At 49.5% G+C, this 19,271-nt stretch carries 10 protein-coding genes; 6 read left to right on the top strand and 4 right to left on the bottom strand.

Features of this window, described 5'->3' with window-relative positions; all coding sequences use genetic code 11:
- Positions 1-3 precede the first annotated feature (3 nt).
- From ACR6Z4_RS16140 to metG, 3 genes are all read left to right on the top strand, one after another.
- Positions 4-2,406, top strand: coding sequence for a response regulator (locus tag ACR6Z4_RS16140; protein WP_479718320.1), 2,403 nt, complete (start codon positions 4-6; stop codon positions 2,404-2,406).
- Positions 2,399-7,564 carry a PAS domain S-box protein gene (locus ACR6Z4_RS16135; RefSeq protein ID WP_479718319.1) on the top strand — a complete coding sequence of 1,722 codons (5,166 nt, stop codon included), beginning with the start codon at positions 2,399-2,401 and terminating at the stop codon, positions 7,562-7,564. The genes ACR6Z4_RS16140 and ACR6Z4_RS16135 overlap by 8 nt, the downstream gene beginning before the upstream one ends.
- A gap of 357 nt (positions 7,565-7,921) precedes the next feature.
- The gene (gene metG, locus ACR6Z4_RS16130) at positions 7,922-9,607 is read left to right on the top strand and encodes a methionine--tRNA ligase (protein ID WP_479718318.1); all 1,686 of its coding nucleotides are present in this window, start codon (positions 7,922-7,924) and stop codon (positions 9,605-9,607) included.
- 9 nt (positions 9,608-9,616) lie between these two features.
- Here the strand turns inward: metG and ACR6Z4_RS16125 are convergent, their stop codons facing one another.
- From ACR6Z4_RS16125 to rsmA, 4 genes are all read right to left on the bottom strand, one after another.
- Positions 9,617-11,137, bottom strand: a complete 1,521-nt coding sequence (locus ACR6Z4_RS16125; RefSeq protein ID WP_479718317.1) for a serine/threonine protein kinase — start codon at positions 11,135-11,137, stop codon at positions 9,617-9,619.
- A 253-nt stretch (positions 11,138-11,390) separates the two neighbouring features.
- Positions 11,391-12,371, bottom strand: a complete 981-nt coding sequence (locus ACR6Z4_RS16120; protein WP_479718316.1) for a lysostaphin resistance A-like protein — start codon at positions 12,369-12,371, stop codon at positions 11,391-11,393.
- Positions 12,349-13,293: a 4-(cytidine 5'-diphospho)-2-C-methyl-D-erythritol kinase gene (gene ispE, locus ACR6Z4_RS16115; RefSeq protein ID WP_479718315.1), complete on the bottom strand. Its 945-nt coding sequence runs from the start codon at positions 13,291-13,293 to the stop codon at positions 12,349-12,351. The genes ACR6Z4_RS16120 and ispE overlap by 23 nt, the downstream gene beginning before the upstream one ends.
- A gap of 56 nt (positions 13,294-13,349) precedes the next feature.
- Positions 13,350-14,171: a 16S rRNA (adenine(1518)-N(6)/adenine(1519)-N(6))-dimethyltransferase RsmA gene (rsmA, locus tag ACR6Z4_RS16110; protein ID WP_479718363.1), complete on the bottom strand. Its 822-nt coding sequence runs from the start codon at positions 14,169-14,171 to the stop codon at positions 13,350-13,352.
- Between the two features lie 969 nt (positions 14,172-15,140).
- Between rsmA and ACR6Z4_RS16105 the strand changes: the two genes are divergently transcribed.
- From ACR6Z4_RS16105 to ACR6Z4_RS16095, 3 genes are all read left to right on the top strand, one after another.
- Positions 15,141-16,238 (top strand): hypothetical protein, encoded by a 1,098-nt coding sequence (locus ACR6Z4_RS16105; RefSeq protein ID WP_479718314.1) that lies wholly within the window; start codon positions 15,141-15,143, stop codon positions 16,236-16,238.
- Positions 16,239-16,369: 131 nt separating this feature from the next.
- On the top strand, positions 16,370-16,864 hold the full coding sequence (gene sixA, locus ACR6Z4_RS16100) for a phosphohistidine phosphatase SixA (protein WP_479718313.1): 495 nt from the start codon (positions 16,370-16,372) through the stop codon (positions 16,862-16,864).
- Positions 16,865-17,179: 315 nt separating this feature from the next.
- Positions 17,180-18,844, top strand: coding sequence for an ABC transporter substrate-binding protein (locus ACR6Z4_RS16095; protein ID WP_479718362.1), 1,665 nt, complete (start codon positions 17,180-17,182; stop codon positions 18,842-18,844).
- Positions 18,845-19,271 lie beyond the last annotated feature (427 nt).

The raw sequence follows: 19,271 nt of genomic DNA, 5'->3' as shown, positions 1-19,271 counted from the left end.
GCCATGAAGATTTTGTTGGTCGAGGATGATGAAGCGTTGGCAGAGTTGGTCGTGCGATCGCTAACTCGGCACCTTTATACCGTAGAACTGGCAGAAGATGGGCAGATGGGGTGGGAATACGTTCAGGGCACCACCTACGACTTGATTGTCATGGATGTGGGTTTGCCGCATCTGGATGGCATTTCGTTATGTCAGCGATTGCGCTCTGAAGGCTATCTCACCCCCATTTTGTTAATGACGGCGAAGGATAACAGCAGCGAACGCATTCGGGGACTGGATGCTGGAGCCGATGACTATGTGACCAAACCCTTTGATTTAGGTGAACTTCAGGCACGAGTGCGGGCATTATTGCGGCGGGGTGATGCACCTCGGATGCCGATTTTTCAGATTGGTCAGTTGCAACTCAACCCCGTCAGTTGTGAAGTCACGTTTCGCGATCAGCCGCTCAGCCTGACGCCAAAAGAATACAGCCTGCTAGACCTGTTTATGCGTAACCCCTCGCGGGTATTTAGTCGGGGGCAGATTATTGAACATTTGTGGACGTATGATGATCCACCCCAGGAAGATAGTGTAAAAGCTCACATCAAAGGCTTGCGCCAAAAGATGAAAGCCGCAGGGGCAGCCGACTGGATCGAGAATGTTTATGGCTTGGGATATCGGCTGAAGCTGCAGGAGGAAGGGGTTAAGGATAAAGGGTTGGGAGTGCAGGAGGCAGGGGAGCCGCAGAGCCAGAGAGCAGAGCAATCAACACGGGCAAATAGTCCACCCCTAACGGAGAATGATCAAGCTATCATCCATCCTGATCAATCCCTCACTTCTGACTTCAATCAGGCGATGGATAACCTTTGGGAACGTTATCGCGGCTTGATGGCGGAGCGCCTATCCATCTTGCAGCAAGCGGCAGCAGAATTGCAGCTTCATCCTTTGAGTGAAGCATTACGGTTGTCGGCAGAACAGGCAGCCCATAAGCTGGCTGGCGTTTTGGGCATGTTTGAACGCGATAGCGGCAGTGATTTAGCCCGAGCGATTGAGCAGCTTCTAATAGATGCGGCAACGGCTCCGACGCAACTTCAAGAAAACCTACCTGCCTTAGTAAAAAACCTTGAGCAAGTATTGGATTTATCGGCAGCGGCGATCGCAGACCAGGTTATATCAGAGGACATGGGCGATCGCTCAAGCTTGCCTGATTCAGCCCGATTGTTATTGATTGATGCGGATCCGCAATTAGGCGCAGAGTTACAACCATTAGCACAGCTTGATGGACAAACCTGGGAGCAGGTTGAAACATTGGCGCAAGCCAGGGAGATTTTATATCAGCATCCCATCGATCTGGTGGTACTCAGCGTGGCGGATGTAGCGCAGCAGCAACAGAGTTTAGCACTGATTGCTGAATTAACGGCACGAACCCCACCTGTTCCCGTGTTGGTATTAGCAGCGGCAGATGGATTGATTGATCGAGTCGTGATTGCTCGTGCCGGGGCACAGAGATTTTTGGTCAAACCCATGACGACAGCCCAGATTTGGGGTGCGGTCTTGCAGGTCTTACAGCGATCGCGATTGCAAACGATTCATTTACTGGTTGTGGATGATGATCCAATATTTTTGGCAGCCTTGCGGCGCTTGTTAGAACCCTGGGGAATGCGGATGACCGCACTTGATCAACCATTGCGATTTTGGCAGGTCTTGCAAAATACGGTTCCCGATTTACTGATTTTGGATGTAGAAATGCCAGATGTTACAGGCATTGAGCTGTGTCAAGCCGTTCGCACAGACCCGAACTGGCAAGGGCTACCCATTTTGTTTCTAACGGCGCATCAAGATACAGAAACGATTCAACATATTTTTGCGGCTGGGGCAGATGATTACATCATCAAACCTGTGGTGGGTCCGGAGTTGTTGAGTCGGATTACAAACCGCTTAGATCGTAACCGTTTGCTGCAAACCCTTTCGACCAAAGATCCGTTAACAGGGTTAGCCAATCAACATCAGTCGAGTCAAGATCTAACGCGATTACTCGACCAATCGATCCGCGATCGCACACCCTTTTGTTTGGCAACGCTGAAAGCAGCTCAGCTATACCAAATTAATGCTCAGTATGGTCACACCATCGGCAATCAAGTATTGCAGCGGTGGGGGCGTTTATTGCAAGCCGCATTTCGCGGCGCTGAAGTGACTGGCTATTGGGGATATGGCGAGTTTGTGGTGGGGTTGCCCAGTCTCAACCGTGCTGAAGCAAGCGATCGCCTATCGGATCTACTGGCTAGCCTGCGCCATCAAGTGTTTACAACAGACGATGGTACTCGCTTTCAGGTGAGTTGTGACGTTGCCCTGGGAGAATACCCAACCGATGGATTAACAGTACAATCGCTGTATCAGCAGACGAGTCACGGGGGCTTACATGAGTAGTCATTCAACCCAGTTAGTCAAAACACTACAAGCTACCCTGGCAAAAATGGAAGCGTCTTTAGGGGCGATCGCAGAAGCCATTGTTTGGGTTAATCAGGCGGGTGAGATTGAGTGGTGCAATCCCATGTTTGAGCGTCTGGTTGAGCGTGATGCTGATGCCATTTTAGGTAATCGCCTGAGCGCTATTTTGCCCCTATTTCAACAAAATCAATTAATTGATTGCGATCGCTATCCTGACGTGCAATTGCTCCAACATCATTACGAAACATCTGACTATCAATTTTTTAATGGCGATCGCACACTCGTCTTAGAAATTTTAGGGGATTGCCTCGTGTTTTCGGAGACGCAACGAACTGCCATCCTGATTTTGCGCGATGTCACCCAGAGCCAGCAACAACAGGAAGCCACTCTCTCTTTACTACAAACTACGCTAGAATCAACGGCTGATGGCATTTTAGTGGTCGATCGGGCACGCAACACCCCCGTCTACAATCAAAAATTTTTGCAGATGTGGAGGATGCCAGAAGACCTGATGCAACCCAATCGAGCCGATGAGCGGTTGCAATTTCTGGCAGATCAGGTGAAAGAGCCGGAACCATTTCTCAACAAAATTTGGGACTTGTTTTTAAAGCGTCCGGACGTCATGACCGTCGATCTGATCGAGCTAAAAGATGGGCGGGTGTTTGAACGCTATTCACAACCCCAATGGCATGGGGAGAAGATCATTGGACGGGCGTGGAGTTTTCGTGATATCACCCAGCGACAACGGCAAGAAGAAGCGTTACAACAACAAGCTGCCACGATTCAGCAATCTGAAGAACGATATCGGGCAATCTTTGAATATGCAGTCGTAGGAATATATCAATCGACCTATGATGGGCAGTATCTTAGCCTCAACCCGACCCTGGCTGAGATGTATGGCTATGATTCACCCGAAGAGATGATCGCGGCGATACAAAGTATCAAGCAGCAGTTATATGTCAATCCATCAGAACGCGATCGCTTCATTCACATCCTCGAAACCCAGGGCACCATCAAAAACTTTGAAGTAGAAGTCTATCGCAAAGATGGCAGTACGATATGGGTGTCTGAAAATGCCCGTATGGTGCGCGATGCAGCGGGTCATTTGCTGTATTACGAAGGAACCAGTATTGAAATTACCCATCGAAAACGAGCAGAAGCGGCGTTAGAGCAATCCTTATCTCTCCTTAAGGCAACGTTTGAATCTATTACAGACGGGGTATTGGCGGCGGATAGCCATGGCAAAACAATCAGTTACAATCAACGCTTTTTTGAGATGTGGGCGTTTCCAGAAGTGCTACGAGACGATCAAGCCAACCGTTTGCTTTATGCGGCGGAGCAACTGAAAGATCCAGACTATTTTTTGCGGCGGATTCAAGAGTTATATGCCTCCCCTGAGGCTGAAAGTTACGACATCTTAGAACTGAAAGATGGTCGTGTTTTTGAACAATATTCTCGCCCCCAACAGGTCGGCGAGCGAGGCATGGGTCGGGTTTGGAGTCTCCGAGACATTACTGCTCGCAGACGGGCAGAAGAAGATTTGAGGCAGCAGCAAGAGTTATTACGAACGGTGATTGATACTGACCCCAACATGATTTTTGTTAAAGATTGGGAAGGTCGTTACTTACTGGCAAACAAAGCTGCTGCGATGTTTTATAACACGACGGTTGAAGAACTGATCGGCAAACGAGACATTGATTTGCATCCAGATGCAACCAGTGTGGAACGATTTGTTCAAGAAAATCAAAACGTGATTGCAACAGGGCAGGAGTTATTTATTGCAGAAGAACAGATCACAACGGCTGCCGATCACGATGAATGGCTACAGTGGCAAAAACGACCACTCAAAATGCCAGGAAGTAACACCATTAGTGTCTTAGGAATTGGCGTTAATATTACGGAACGCAAGCGGGTTGAAGAAGCGTTACGCAGAAGTGAGCTAAAGTATCGCCATATTTTTGAAAACTCTCAGGTGGGCATTTTCCGGACGCGGTTGGAAGATGGTCTGATCCTGGAAGCCAACCAACACTATATCGAACGGACGGGATATGGATCGGCAGACGAGGTGATTGGTAAAGTGCGTGCATCTGATCTCTATGTCAACCCAGGCGATCGCCAGGATGTGATTAACGAATTACTTCAGTATGGCGAATACAAAAACTACGAAGTGCAGTACCGTAAACAAGACGGCTCATTGGGTTGGGGACTTTACTCAATTCGGTTAAATCGGGAAGAAAATTGTATTGATGGTGTCGAAACCGATATTACTGAACGCAAGCAACTGGAAGAAGAACTCTGGCAATCTCAACAATTTCTTACGAACATTATCGATAACATTCCACTGGCTATTTTTGTTAAAGATATCCGTCATGATTTTCGCTATGTTTTAGTCAATCAAGTTTCAGAAAGAATCTTAGGATTTTCGTCGGCACAGGCTATTGGCTTCAATGATTATGAGTTAACAAGTCCCGATAAAGCCGATATTTTTAAAGCCGAAGATCTGGCAGCCGTCGAACAAAGAGGCTTGGTTGAAAATAATGAAATTTGGATCGAACATCCCACAGGCGATCGCCTGTTAGTGCGGGGCTGGAAGTTTCCATTGTTCGACCCTCAGGGCAACCTCACTTATCTGGTAGGGATTGCCGAAGATGTCACAGAACGGCAGCGACGAGAGCATGCATTGCGGTTGATTGTTGAAGGCACTGCTGCTACCACCGGCGATGAATTCTTCCAGTCGTGTGTGCGGTATTTGGCTGAAGTTTTGCAAGTCCGCTATGCGCTGGTGACGGAGTTCATGAATGAGCAACAAACCCGAGTGCGCACCCTGGCAACTTATGGGGGAGGCATTTTCAGTGAAAATTTTGAATATGACCTGCACGGCACCCCCTGCGAACGAGTATTGCACGGGCACATTTGCTATTGTGCAGAGAAGTTGCAAGAGCAGTTTCCAGAAGAAGCATTATTGCAGGAAATGAATCTGGAAAGTTATCTGGGCGTGCCCCTGACAGATGCGTCTGGCAGGATTTTGGGGCACATTGCGGTGATTGATGTTAAGCCGATGGCAGCAGATTCAAAACGTGAGCTGATTTTGCGAATTTTTGCGGCTCGTGCAGGGGCAGAATTAGAACGCAAACGTGCCAATCGGTCGTTACAGTGTCGGGCACAAGTCGAAGGGTTACTCAGCAGTATTTCTCGCCAATTGATTGATCAGGATGCTGAAACAGCTATCCAGTTTACCTTAGAGGCGATCGGCCGACAAACCGGAGCAGAACGTAGTTGCCTGTTTGAATATACCCCCGATCAAAATGAATGCTACCTCACCCATGAGTGGTATGGGGTGGGCATGAAACCCTTAGATCCTCTGATGTTAGGCTCTGTGGTCGGAGAATTGCCGCAATTTCATAGTCTGATTGTTGGCGGTAATGCGATCCAAATCCCCTTTATTGCAGAATTGCCCAGTGACATTCCCGAGCGCAAACTATTTGAAAGTCAGTCGATTCGTTCGGTCGTGGCAGTCCCGATGGCACATGGGGAAAAGGTCGTAGGTTTCTTAGGATTGGATACCGTTCACTTTACAAAATCGTGGAGTGAAGAAGAAATCAATTTATTGCGATTGGTAGGTGAACTGATCGCGATGGGGCTTGCCCGCCATAAAGCCGAAGAAGCCCTGCGTGTGGCAAAAGATGCGGCTGAAACCGCTAACCGGGCTAAAAGCACATTTCTGGCGAATATGAGTCACGAATTGCGCACCCCCTTGAACGCAATTTTAGGCTTTACGCAGTTAATGGAACGAGACAGATCGTTAACCAGTCAACAACGAAACTTTTTAGCCACGATTAACCGCAGTGGAGAACACCTGCTCAGCTTAATTAACGACGTGTTAGATATGTCGAAAATTGAAGCGGGTCGGATAACGCTGAACGCCAATTCGTTTGACCTCTTGCAACTATTGCGTAGCCTTCAAAGCCTGTTTCGATTGCGTACAGATGTTAAACAGTTAAACCTGATATTTGACGTTGCCGATGACCTGCCGCAATACGTCCTTACCGATGAGGGTAAACTTCGCCAGGTTCTCATTAATCTTCTGGGAAATGCAGTGAAATTTACCCAGGTTGGCGGCGTAACTCTGCGGGTTACCGTTTTACCTGCAACCCCTGCTAATCCGACGGCTTCAGACACACTTCTGCTTCAGGTTGAGGTCGAAGATACGGGTCCCGGCATTTCCCCCGGCGATTTAGATCATTTATTTCGCCCCTTTATTCAAGGCTCTAATCATGACCATACCAGGGAAGGAACGGGTTTAGGGTTAAGCATCAGTCACCAATTTGTCCGCTTGATGGGAGGCGATCTCCAGGTCACAACTCGATTGGGACAGGGGTCAACCTTTCATTTCACTCTGCCTGTGACCGTGGTGGATGCATTAGCCGACCAGATGCGACCCCTGGAGACTCGCCGCGTTGTGGGTCTTATTCCGGGACAGATGCCCTATCGCATTCTGGTGGTAGACGATCGCCAGGAAAATCGTAATCTGATTGAACAATTATTGCGGCTCGTTGGCTTAGATGTCTGTAGTGCGTCTGATGGGCAAGAAGCGATCGCCCTTTGGCATAGTTGGCACCCTCACCTGATCTGGATGGATATGCGGATGCCTGTCATGGATGGCTATGAGGCAACGCGACATATTCGGCAACTGGAAGCTGCCAACCCCGACACCCCTCGGACTATTATTATTGCCCTGACCGCCAGTGCCTTCGAAGAACAGCGATCGCATATTCTTGCCGCAGGTTGCGATGATCTGGTGCGCAAACCTTTTCGAGAACACCTGATCTTTGACAAAATGGCAGACTATTTGGGGGTGAACTATGTCTATGAAACAGGCGATCGGCTTGACGTTGAAGCTGAACAATCCATTGCCGATGCATCATCGTTGCCCCTGGATGCCACTGCGTTACACGGGATGCCCCCAGAGTGGATTGCAGAGTTACATGAAGCTGCCACTCGCGTTAATGCTCGCTTGATCTCACAATTGCTAGACCAAATTCCCGTCGAACAAAAAGCGATCGCCATTGCCTTGAGCGAATGGGTTGACAGTTATCGGTTTGACCTGATTTTAGAACTGACCCAACCCTATCTATAGCAACCGCAGAGCTAGTTAGGACAGGGGCGCGGGGGCTAGTACATATTTAGCGAATCAAACAGTGGAATATCAAGCCTTTCACCCTCATCCCCCAACCCCTTCTCCCATTAAGGGCGAAGGGGAGCAGAACTTGGTTTCAAAGTCCCTCTCCCTCTCTGGGAAAGGGATTTAGGGTGAGGGCTGACGAGACTAGGATCGCTATAGTGTGATGCAGTTGTCCTGTAATCTTGCGGTCGGTGCCTACTCTGCCAGAGAGCGGCGATCGAATCACTCGTTCTAGGGCTACTATGGATTAACCTTAATAAAGAACATTGTCAACGACAATGTTCTTTGCTTTTTTAGTGCGACCCCAATTCTATGCGATATCTAATTACGAGCGCTCTTCCCTACATCAACGGCATCAAGCATTTGGGCAACCTGATTGGCTCTATGCTCCCTGCGGATGTATACGCTCGCTTCCTGCGCCAGGAGGGCGAATCAGTGCTGTTTGTCTGTGGCACCGATGAACATGGCACCCCGGCTGAGCTAGCCGCCTTAGAGGAAGGATTGGATGTAGATGCGTATTGCAAACGGCAATACGAACGTCAGGCAGATGTCTACAGTCGCTTTGGGTTGTCGTTTGACTATTTTGGGCGGACGTCTTCCCCGGAAAACCATGAGCTGACCCAGCATTTCTACCAAAAGCTAGATGAAAACGGCTTTATGGAAGAACGGGAAATCAGCCAGATGTATTCGCTTGAAGATCAGCGGTTTTTGCCCGATCGCTATGTGATTGGCACCTGCCCCAAATGCGGCTACGAATCTGCCCGAGGCGACCAGTGTGAAAACTGCACCTCGGTGTTAAATCCCACAGATTTGATCAATCCTCGATCGGCAGTATCTGGTAGCACCAATCTAGAAATTCGCCAGAGCAAGCATTTGTTTCTTAAACTGGATCAACTGAGTGATGAAGTGCGGACCTGGGTCGATCAGCAAACCGATTGGCCACTGCTGACAAAATCGATCGCCATGAAATGGCTAAATGAAGGCTTGCAAAGTCGTTGCATCACGCGCGATTTGAGTTGGGGAGTGCCTGTGCCCCGACAAGGGTTTGATGGCAAGGTGTTTTATGTCTGGTTTGATGCTCCCATTGGCTATATTTCTGCGACCAAAGCCTGGGCAGCGCAAGCTCCCGAACGCAATTGGCTGAGCTGGTGGCAAGATGCCCCCGATGTTCGCTATGTGCAGTTTATGGCAAAGGATAATTTGCCGTTTCATACCATCATGTGGCCTGCCATGATCTTGGGCACACGGGAACCCTGGACGATGGCAAATTATATCAAGGGCTTCAACTGGTTGAACTATTACGGCGGCAAGTTTTCTACAAGTTCCAAACGGGGCGTGTTTTTAGATCAGGCACTGGATATTGTCCCTGCCGATTACTGGCGCTATGCCCTGATTGCTTCGGCACCTGAATCCTCTGATTCTGCATTTACCTGGGAACAGTTTCAAACCAAGATCAACAAAGATCTGGCAGATAACTTAGGAAATTTCATTAACCGCATTCTCAAATTTGCCGTCTCTCGGTTTGATGCCACCCTCCCCGAAGGCGGTACACCCGGAGAAGTAGAACAGCGACTGGAAGCAACTTGCAAAGAGTTGGTTAGTACGATTCGAGAGTGTTTGCAAAATCTGGAGTTTCGCAAAGCCGCTGATACACTCTGTGCCTTGTGGACCGCAGGCAATCAATACATTGACGAACGCGCCCCCTGGGCATTGTTTAAAACCGATCGAGAAGAAGCAGCGCTGGTGATTCGCACCTGTGTGAACTTGATTCGGATTTATGCGATCGCCGCTGCACCGTTTATTCCTTTCACCGCTGAGGCGATCGCAGATGCCCTGCATTTGTCCGAAGCCGAGCGTTCGAGTAGCTTTGAAGCTGCCGTTGATTTCACGGTCTTGCAAGCAGGGCGATCGTTTGATGTGCCCCCCCCCCTATTCCAAAAGCTGGATGACGACCAGATCGCAGCCCTTAAAACTCAATATGGTGGCGACAAAGCGTGATGCTATTGCTCAACGCCGACTATTGCCACGATTTTTGACTTTACCCTGTCCCCGCCCATTGCCATTGCCATTGCCACGCCCCCGCCCATTGCCATTGCCATTGCCATTTCTATTATCCGAACGCGGTCTGCTCACCTGACTGGGTCGGGCGGGTTGGCTTCTGGCAGACGGGGTTGGCGGAGATGGGGCAGCAGCGGGGCGCGGCGGATTGGAGCTGGGTGCAGCCGGAACAGCCGCCGGGTTAGGTGGAGTGCTGACGGGAGTGGCAACGGGAGCGCTCGGTAGGGTTGCTGGCTCTGCTACGGGCTCTGCTACGGGCTCTGCCACCGACGTTTTCAGAGTAGATGCCAGAGGTTGGATCTGCTGAGCAAAAGCCGTTACCGTTGTCTGAGCAGGCTTAGATGGTGTCGAGGCGGAGGTTGGCGCAGAGCGGGGACTCAACCCGATCGCAATCAATGCCATGGGACCCAACAACAACAGTGATAAAAGCCCTGTAGTCCAGGGTTTGCGGGATGGGTGTTGGATAGCCTCGGAGACGTGGGCAAGCGTCTGAGTTGCCGCAGCTACAAGCGGTTGCCGAGGAGCGATCGCCACGGTGGGTGCAGTAGATGGCACCATGGGCACAGGGGCGATTGCCGCTGTAGATTGCCCAGAGGCAGCTTCATGGGTGAGTTCATGGGTCGCAGCCAGGGCTGGAGTCGGGTAGCCCGAATTAAGCTGGGGTTGGGGCAGCAATGCTAACCATTGATCAACCGTAGCAGGACGGTGCTGCGCTTCCATCGCCATCCCTTGCAAGATGGCTTGATTAAGAGACGCACTCAAGTCAGGTCTGTAGTGTTTTGGTTCGACCAATGGACTGCGATCGCGCAAGATCGCAGCGACTGGGATTTTTGTCGTCAATAACGTATACAACGTTGCTGCCAGACCGTAAATATCTGTAGCGGGTGTACGTTTTGCTTGCGGCAAATATTGTTCAATCGGTGCGTATCCCGTAGAAATGATGCCAGTATGAGTTTGCGTTAACCCCGGTGTAAATTCACGCGCAATGCCAAAGTCAATTAAGACAACATCGTGGGTTCCTGCACGCACGATAATATTTTGCGGTTTGACGTCTCTATGCAGCAATCCATGCTGATGAATCACGGTCAGAGCCGCACCCACTTGGCGAATATAATGCAGAGCGATCGCCTCTGATACTGTACCGTTCGACAGCACCATTTCTGCCAATGTATTTCCCGGAACGTAGTCCATGACAATATGGGGCAGATCATCTTCCACAAAAAAATCGATCACCCGCACAATGTTGATATGAGAGAATTTTGCTAATCGTCGGGCTTCTTCTTGAAACTGCTGTTGCGAGGCAGCAAAATCAGGATCTTGCCGCAGCCGGTCATTCAATGTTTTGATCACCACGGTTTGATGCAACACAGAGTGGGTCGCTTTGTAAGTGATCCCAAAGCCACCACTCCCCAATGTTTGATTGAGGATGTATTTACCCTGCTGTAATGTCTTACCAATGGGGTGGGTCATAGCAACAAACAAAAACCACGGTCTCTAGCAATTCTCAATAACATGGGATACTCGTTGTTGTGTGAGAGCCGCGCAGAGCGCGGCTCTCACACAACAACCACGACCTAACCAGGTGCAAAGCGCTGTAGTCTGATAGGCTGGGATGGGTTTGAAAAATAACCCACACCGTTGAGACATATCGTCCCAAGATACTAGTCTTTGACTCTACCCGTCGAGTTCCCCAGGACATAAATCGGGATAAATCGGGTAAATTCTATACAGATGAGGGTCGTCTGACAAAAAAGAGCGCATAAAATAAAGCTGCCATAACCCAAAAAATCAACACACTTAGTTTTGGATCTCCGGCATCATTGGCATTCCAAATGGCGGGAGACGGCAACGCTGAATCTTTCGTATTAACCACTAACGCCACAAACAAATTATTGGCGGCGTGCATCCCTAATGCTAATTCCAAGCGGTTATCTTTTAGGGTAATTACAATAAGAAATACACCCAATGAGAAGTAATACAAAGCTAACCAAATGACGCCCCGTTGCATTTCTGGATTGCCAAAATGTAACAGCGCAAAGAGTGAACTATTCAACACAATCAACGCCAGCGGATGCCGGGTCAGCAAGGCTAAACTTTGTAAGATATACCCGCGAAATAACAATTCTTCAGCCGATGTTTGCAAAGGTGTCATCACCAATGCCACTGGCAATAATATAAACCACTGAGCTGGATCAAAATGTAGTGAATAGTTGCCAGGAGCCAGATAATAATCGGCTGCGGTTAAGATAGCCAGCAACAAAAACCAGACGCCAAACCCTGCCAGCATGCGACGCCACTGAAATGAAGCATCGGCACTAATCAGGCTACGAAATTTTCGTTGGTGTAGCGATCGCACTACAATAAACAGTCCTAAAAACAGGAACAAAAACGATACATTGAAAACAATGTAAGACCCCACGGATGGGGTTATCAAAAAAACTTGTAATTGTTGTTCAAACAGTTGGGGTGAGCTAACGATAGAGGCTCCCCCATCGGGGTTTGCGATCAAAAAAGCAATGAGCGCAGAAATACCGGAAAAAACAATTCCCAACCCCCACCAACACAGCAAAATGATCAAGATGCCGAGCAGATAGCGCCACCAATTATTTTTGCCCTGCCGAGCTGCACTGAGAAAACTATGGCTCATGGGAGTTGCCGCTAACGTCGCTAAAAAGGATGGATCAATGGGCAATCTGAATGCCACTGGTAATCGATTGGGTGACCCATAATTCTAGATCCGGATCGGGAAATAGGGCGCGGATTTTAGCTTCTATGGCTTGCGCTTGTGCCAAAGACTCTGCCAATGCAAACAGCGTCGGACCTGACCCCGACATCATTGCCCCCAAACTATCTAACGTCTGCATCGCATCGCGAACCTTGGCGACGGGTGGATAGTTGGGTAACACTACTTTTTCTAGATCATTGTGCAGTAATGCGCCGATCTGGGCGAAATTACGCTGACAAATCGCCGCGACAATGGGGCCTGAGTGGACTTCTCGGCGGCGTCCTTCCAGGCGATCGCCCTCTGAAATATAAGACGCCCCAAACTGCTGACGATAGGTTTGGTATGCCCAGGCAGTAGAGACTGAAAGGCTGCGATATTTTGCTAACACGACATACAAACTGTCTAAACCGGGCAGGGGCGAGAGTTGTTCGCCTCGGCGGGTGGCGATCGCCGTACCCCCTTCAATACAAAACGGCACATCCGACCCCAGCGTTGACCCCAGTTCTTGTAGCTCAGGCTGGGTTAACCCCAAACCCCACATTAAATCAATTCCCACTAACACCGCAGCCGCATTGCTGGAACCCCCGGCTAACCCAGCCCCGACCGGAATCTGCTTGTGAATAGAAATTTCTAAGCCACCGTATTGATTAAAGGCTTCCGGGAATAATTTCGCCATCAACACCGCTGCCCGATGTGCCAGATTGGTCTGGTCTGTTGGCACGTCCGGATGGTCGCAGTGAATCCTAAAGTGATCGGTACCATTTGCCCGCAGATCAATGCGATCGGCTAAAGCAATACTCTGGAGAACCATCGCCAATTCGTGATACCCATCTGGGCGATCGCCCAGAATTTCAAGGTAAAGGTTAATTTTGGCAGGGGCAATAAGAGAGTAAGCGTGCATTTAGGGTACTAAAGGTGATGAAAGGGTAGGAAGGTTTGCAGGTTACGGGTTCGGCGCTACTGGCTTTCCTTCCCCAGTCTATTACTCAACGTGACCCATTCAGCGACACTGAGGTCTTCGGCACGAGCCTGAGGGTTTACCTGTAAGTCGGTCAGAACTTGGGTGAGGCGATCGCTTTCAATCAGACCCTTCAGATTATTTTTCAGCATCTTACGTTTTGCACTGAATCCGAGCTTCACCAGCGTTTCTAAATCGCGCGGAGATTCAGCAACTAACTCAGGTGGGCGCGGTTTGAGGCGAATGACGGCAGAATCAACCTTTGGGGGTGGATAAAAAGCTTTAGCCGGAACAATGCTGATCAACTCGCACTGGGCAAGATATTGAACCCGCACCGATAGCGCTCCAAAACTACGAGACCCCGGTTTGGCACACAGCCGTTCAGCCACTTCTTTTTGCACCAGCAATACAAGGGCATCAAATGGGTTGGGGTTGGGGTTTGAAATGGTTCCGAGTAAGGTTTCGAGAATGGGACCTGTAATGTAGTAGGGAAGATTGGCAACAACTTTATTGGCATGTTGCCATTGCGGAAAATTGGCTAAATAAGCTGCCAAATCTAACGTCAAAATATCTCCCTCAAGCAACAAAAAATTAGTTGCCGAACGAAACTTTTGCACCAGTTTTTTACACAAATCACGATCAATTTCGACGGCAACCAAAGACTCAACTCGCGGCAATAACCGAGTCGTCAAAATACCTGTGCCGGGTCCAATTTCTAATAGGCGATCGCTTGAACTCAACTCCGCAGCTTCGACAATTTGTTTAAGTGCTGCTTCACTCTGCAACCAGTGTTGAGCAAATTGTTTTCGGGGTCGAGCCACCATGTTCTGTTTCTATCTCCGTTAATGTTTGGCATTTATAGCCAAGGGGTGAGGCAATTGGAATTACAGCTTGAAGATTGTTTATAAAGGCAACACGCTCCTAGGGACTGAGAGTTAAATAACGTCGATGATTTGTTGTAGGGGCGAACGGCTGTTCGCCCTTACGAACGATTCAATAGTCGATCTGATTTAATCCACGATCCTAAGAGGATGTTTGAAAAGTGGTTGGTTGTGATTTTCGATACCAGCTGAGCCCCCTAGCCCCCGCGCATTCGCGCCGCTGCGCTAGAAAAAGGGGGGAAACTGGTTCTAAAGTCTCCCTTTTTAAGGGGGTTTAGGGGGATCTGAAACATTTTGATACCAACAGTGGGACTTTTAAAACACCCTCTAAACAATCTTCAATCGGGTAAGTGAACTGCTGATCATAGCTCTCATCCTCCTCCCTGGCTACCCGGACGATGAAATTCAAATTGTCTCCGCATCCTCAATTCATCGCCCCACCAATGTGATACCCCGTAGGGCGGTGTGCAAGTTCGTTCAGTACAGAAATGTGTGTGGACGCTCCGCGCCCCACAACACCGTCCTAAATCAACCTGCACAGCGCGACAGGGTTTGAGAGAGCGACGGCTACGCCGTCGCTCTCTCAAACCGAATGACAGGGTACTCGATCTGTCATCCGTAGTAACGCTCAGCATCAGTTAAGGATTAAAACAATACGTCTCAATCTATGTCGAGAGGAGTATCATACTCAGAATCTAGTTAAGAGATTATTAAATAATACGTTTACCAATGGCGATCGCAAATTTAACTCAAGCGTTGGAGTGACAAAGGATTGTAGCGACATTCTTGATAAAGAACCCCCCATTGTGCCTCCAGAATCCGTAGCTAAATTTGTGGCAATGTATACACAGTGTTTTTAATTTTTATTCCCTGTTCTTTAGAACTTTTAACATAAGGCTAGTGTTGAGTATGAATACTAAATCTGCCTCTCCTGTTGCTCAATCCCTTGGATTTTCTAAGTTTGCCTCCAATTCTCTAACCGATACTGCTCATCTGGCGCAAAAAAACGCGCACTCCCTCGCTTCCCTGTGGGCACGCAAATACATCCACTCTACGACCGCTCCCGTTGCCGATGCTCAGGCTGTAACGAACCTGTCGAGAAGTGGTGAAAGCCTGGAGTCGTTGCTGTCACCTGAAGGGCGTCACCACACCTCCAGCAAGTTAAAGAAGTACTTAACCCAAGCCAGTGCATTGGCCTGGTCTACCACAGAAACCCTGTTGGCAGAAGAGATTCAGAGTCACCAGATCAACCCAGATTTGATCAACCCCTGGCACATTGCGGCAGATTCGCACAACTTGTTTCACAAAGCCCTCGATACCTATGCCAATTGTGAAACGCCACAGCGGCTATCGGTTAGTGTGGGGCGGGATTTGGGGCAGGTTCGACAAAAATTTACGGCAGTTGACCCGCGTGTAATCGGGTTTGTCAGTATGCAATTTCACTACACGGGCAAAAATTTGCTAGAGCGGTTGTCGCCCTTAGAGCGATCGCTGCTGACGCCCTACTTCAAAGTCATGGACGACCACATGTATATGCCGTTGCAAAAGGCATACGAAGCGGCTGCCTGCCATGCCCTCACCTCTCCGGCACTGGTTGCTGTGCAACGGTTGCTACCCATCAGCACGGCGATCGCCTACTCGATCTGCAACCAAATCAGCCAGGTTTACCCTGCATATCAGACCTACAGCGGCTCGCTGAGTTCCACCTCAGTGCGCATTTCCAGCCTGCGAGATGCAGAAATGTTCCAGGTCTATTTATGCCTCTGTGCCTTAGAAGGCGATATGCGCTCAGTACAACAAGAACTATTCCCGCTTTGCGTCATGTTGTACCCCAAACTCAACGTCAAATGGAACCTGGTGCAAGATATGTTGCAACACCTGGAGTGGGAAATTCACGATCGCCTGGAAAAATCAGATGCTACCCTGTTTTTGCCCTACTTGCACACGTTAATGGACATGTTTTCTCCAGAAGTCTTCGGCAATTTTGGGATGCCTCAAGCGTCGTAGAGTGATACCGGGTTCAAGGCATTGCTTAGGAGCACAAAGTCACTAAAACCCGGACGTTTATGGGTTGTCAGGGCGACGTCACCCTGACAACCCATGATCCTTAGACAGACGAGTTCAGCGAGGGCAAAACCATGACTCAGCTTTACTTTATTCGGCATGGATTGGCAGGTGACTTTGGCGATTATGCTGACGATAACCTGCGACCGCTGACTAAAGAAGGACAGGAAAAGACTCGTCAGGTGGCGAGACGGCTATCGCAACTGCAACTCCGATTTGACCTGATCGTCACAAGCCCGTTAGTGCGAGCCAGACAAACTGCTGATATTTTGCAAGAAACGGGGTTGGCAACGCACCTGGAAGAATCAAGGGATCTGGCTCCGGGAGGTCGATTTGAAGACTGGCTGACGTGGTTGGGGGATTGGCAGCAGTTAAACCAACCTACCTTAGCGCTGGTCGGACACGAACCGACCTTAAGCCATTGGGCAGAACAACTGATTTGGGGAGACGCAACGGGGCAGTTGGTGCTAAAAAAAGCCGGTGTGATTGGGCTAACCGTACCGGAGTCGGGCAATCCGGTGGGCAACAGTGAATTATTTTGGCTGACGCCACCCCGGCTGTTGTTGTAAAAAATCTTCAGTGTGAGAGTTGCGCTTCGTGCAGCTCTCACACCTAATTTCATCGCTGGATGCAATCATGCCTCTGGAAAGCCGTTAAATCGTGATTCTTCTTAAAGATGTAAAGCACGCCACTGCAAAACCACTAAAATATTGCTCTTAATCATGTGTGTAGCCTCTGCAATTGAGTTAGGACAGGCGATGTGTGGAAACGCTACGCTCTGCGTAGCGTTTCCACACATCATTAGCCTTGCGAAGAAGCCTGAGGGTTGAGTCTGCCCCCCTTAACACCATCAGGGTGATTGTCTTGTAAGGGAAATTTTTATGATGATTAGCCAATTTACTAAGCGTCTGAAGCGGTGGCGATCGCTTTTGATCACGGTTATGGTGGCGCTGACGGTGGTGCTGGTGACGAACTGTGGCGGTTCACCGGACACAGCCAGTTCACCCGATGCAACGGGTTCATCTGCGGCTGAACCAACCGCTCTGGTGTTTGGGTTAGGCGGTCAACCTGCCAACCTGGAACCGGGGAATATCACCGATAACAATTCGATTTACGTTCACGATCAGATTTACGATCGCTTACTGGGGTTCAAAGACGGCACGACCGATCTACAGCCCGGTCTGGCAACCGAGTGGTCATCTGATGATGGCAAAACCTGGACATTTAAACTGCGCGAAGGGGTCAAGTTCCACGATGGCACGGACTTCAACGCCGAAGCCGTCAAGTTTAACGTCGAACGCTGGTGGGATCCAGCGGCACCCACAGGCTATCGAGATGCCGGACGGGGCTATGAAATCTGGCCCGGTTTGTTTGGCGCATTCAAAGGCGATGAGGCGTCGATTCTGCAAGCCGTTAATGTGGTGGATGACTACACCGTTGAGTTTGTTTTAGCTCAGCCGTTTGCCGCGTTTCCAGCGGCGATTGGGTCGGGTTACTTTGGCATTGCCAGTCCCAAAGCAATTCAAGATGCTGGGGCTGATTATGGGGTTGCAGGCTCAACTGCTGTCGGTACAGGTCCCTACATTTTGGAAGAGTGGCGATCGGGCGATCGCATCATCCTCAAAGCCAATCCCGATTATTGGGATGGGGCACCCACCCAGGCGCAAGTTGTCTTTCGGTTTATTACCGAACCGGCTGCCCGGTTAGCAGAATTGCGATCGGGTTCTGTCGATTTCACGGTAGAACTGGCTCCCGATCAGCTCGAAGAAATCAAGGGCGATGCCAATATCGAACCTGTCTTCCGAGAATCATTTAACGTCGGTTATTTTGCCCTCAATACCAGCTACGAACCGTTGTCTAAGCTGGAAGTGCGAAAGGCGATCGCCATGGCAATTAATCGCGAAGAAATTGTCAAAGCCTTTTGGGGAGATACTGCCGTCGTTGCCGATCATTTCCTGCCGCCATCGATGGACGACTACACCGATCAGGAGTTCAAAGGCTATCCCTACAACCCAGAAGAAGCTAAAAAACTGCTGACCGAGGCAGGCTATGCCGACGGCTTCCCTCTGGAGCTATGGTATATGCCTGTCTCTCGTCCTTACTACCCCACCCCGAAGCCGATCGCTGAAGCATTTGCAGCCGACTTGAGTGAACTGGGTATTCAAATCACCTTCAAAACCAAAGACTGGGCAACCTACATCGAAGATAGTAAGAAACCACCCGGATATCAGTCGTTTATGCTGGGCTGGACAGGGGATTATGGCGATCCCGACAATTTCTACTACTACCACTTTGGACCTGGTGGCACCTCTGACCTGGGCAATTGGGAAAACCAACAAGTGTTTGATCTACTCGACCAGGCACGCGCTGTAGATGACCCGACCGAACGAGCAAAGCTCTATGGCGAAATGGACAAAATCACCTCAGCAGAGGCATTGCGAATTCCGATCGTGCATTCGCGTCCGTTGCTGGCAAAGCGCAAGGGCTTAGAGAATTGGGTTCCCAGTCCCTTAGGCTCAGAAAAATTCAACGCGATCACCAAGAGCTAAGAGAGTGTTTTAAAGGTTCTACGGTTGGTAGCAACCTGTTTCAGATCCCCCTAAATCCCCCTTCAAAAGGGGAACTAAAGCTTATACCAGCGAATCGTAGGGGCGAAGCATTCGAATCCTGATTTTTCGCCATTTACTAAGGATTATGGATTTAATAACCCGTAATTTTTGGGTAAGAGCGCACCGCGGTGCGCCCCTACAGAGCACTTGACTGATAGGAATTAGATAATCCGCGATCCTAAGGATTAGCTAGCGAATGCTTCGCCCTTACAGAAGCAAGGGATTTGTCCGCCAATACTATCTCCCTGAGTCAGGTGTGTTGGGCGATCGCCATACCTGACCAGCAGTATTGGATTGCTTCGTATGTGAGAGCCGCACGGAGTGCGGCTCTCACACCACATCCATAATCTGGGGTTCCATTCAAACT

This window comes from Calyptranema fuscum S582 (assembly GCF_055793305.1).
This window is presented reverse-complemented; position numbering and strand designations above follow the sequence as displayed.

Coding starts and splice junctions, on each gene's coding strand:
- ACR6Z4_RS16140 (WP_479718320.1), top strand. CDS start 4: ATGAAGATTTTGTTGGTCGAGGATGATGAAGCGTTGGCAGAGTTGGTC.
- sixA (WP_479718313.1), top strand. CDS start 16,370: ATGACTCAGCTTTACTTTATTCGGCATGGATTGGCAGGTGACTTTGGC.
- ACR6Z4_RS16105 (WP_479718314.1), top strand. CDS start 15,141: ATGAATACTAAATCTGCCTCTCCTGTTGCTCAATCCCTTGGATTTTCT.
- ACR6Z4_RS16135 (WP_479718319.1), top strand. CDS start 2,399: ATGAGTAGTCATTCAACCCAGTTAGTCAAAACACTACAAGCTACCCTG.
- metG (WP_479718318.1), top strand. CDS start 7,922: ATGCGATATCTAATTACGAGCGCTCTTCCCTACATCAACGGCATCAAG.
- ispE (WP_479718315.1), bottom strand. CDS start 13,293: ATGCACGCTTACTCTCTTATTGCCCCTGCCAAAATTAACCTTTACCTT.
- ACR6Z4_RS16125 (WP_479718317.1), bottom strand. CDS start 11,137: ATGACCCACCCCATTGGTAAGACATTACAGCAGGGTAAATACATCCTC.
- ACR6Z4_RS16095 (WP_479718362.1), top strand. CDS start 17,180: ATGATTAGCCAATTTACTAAGCGTCTGAAGCGGTGGCGATCGCTTTTG.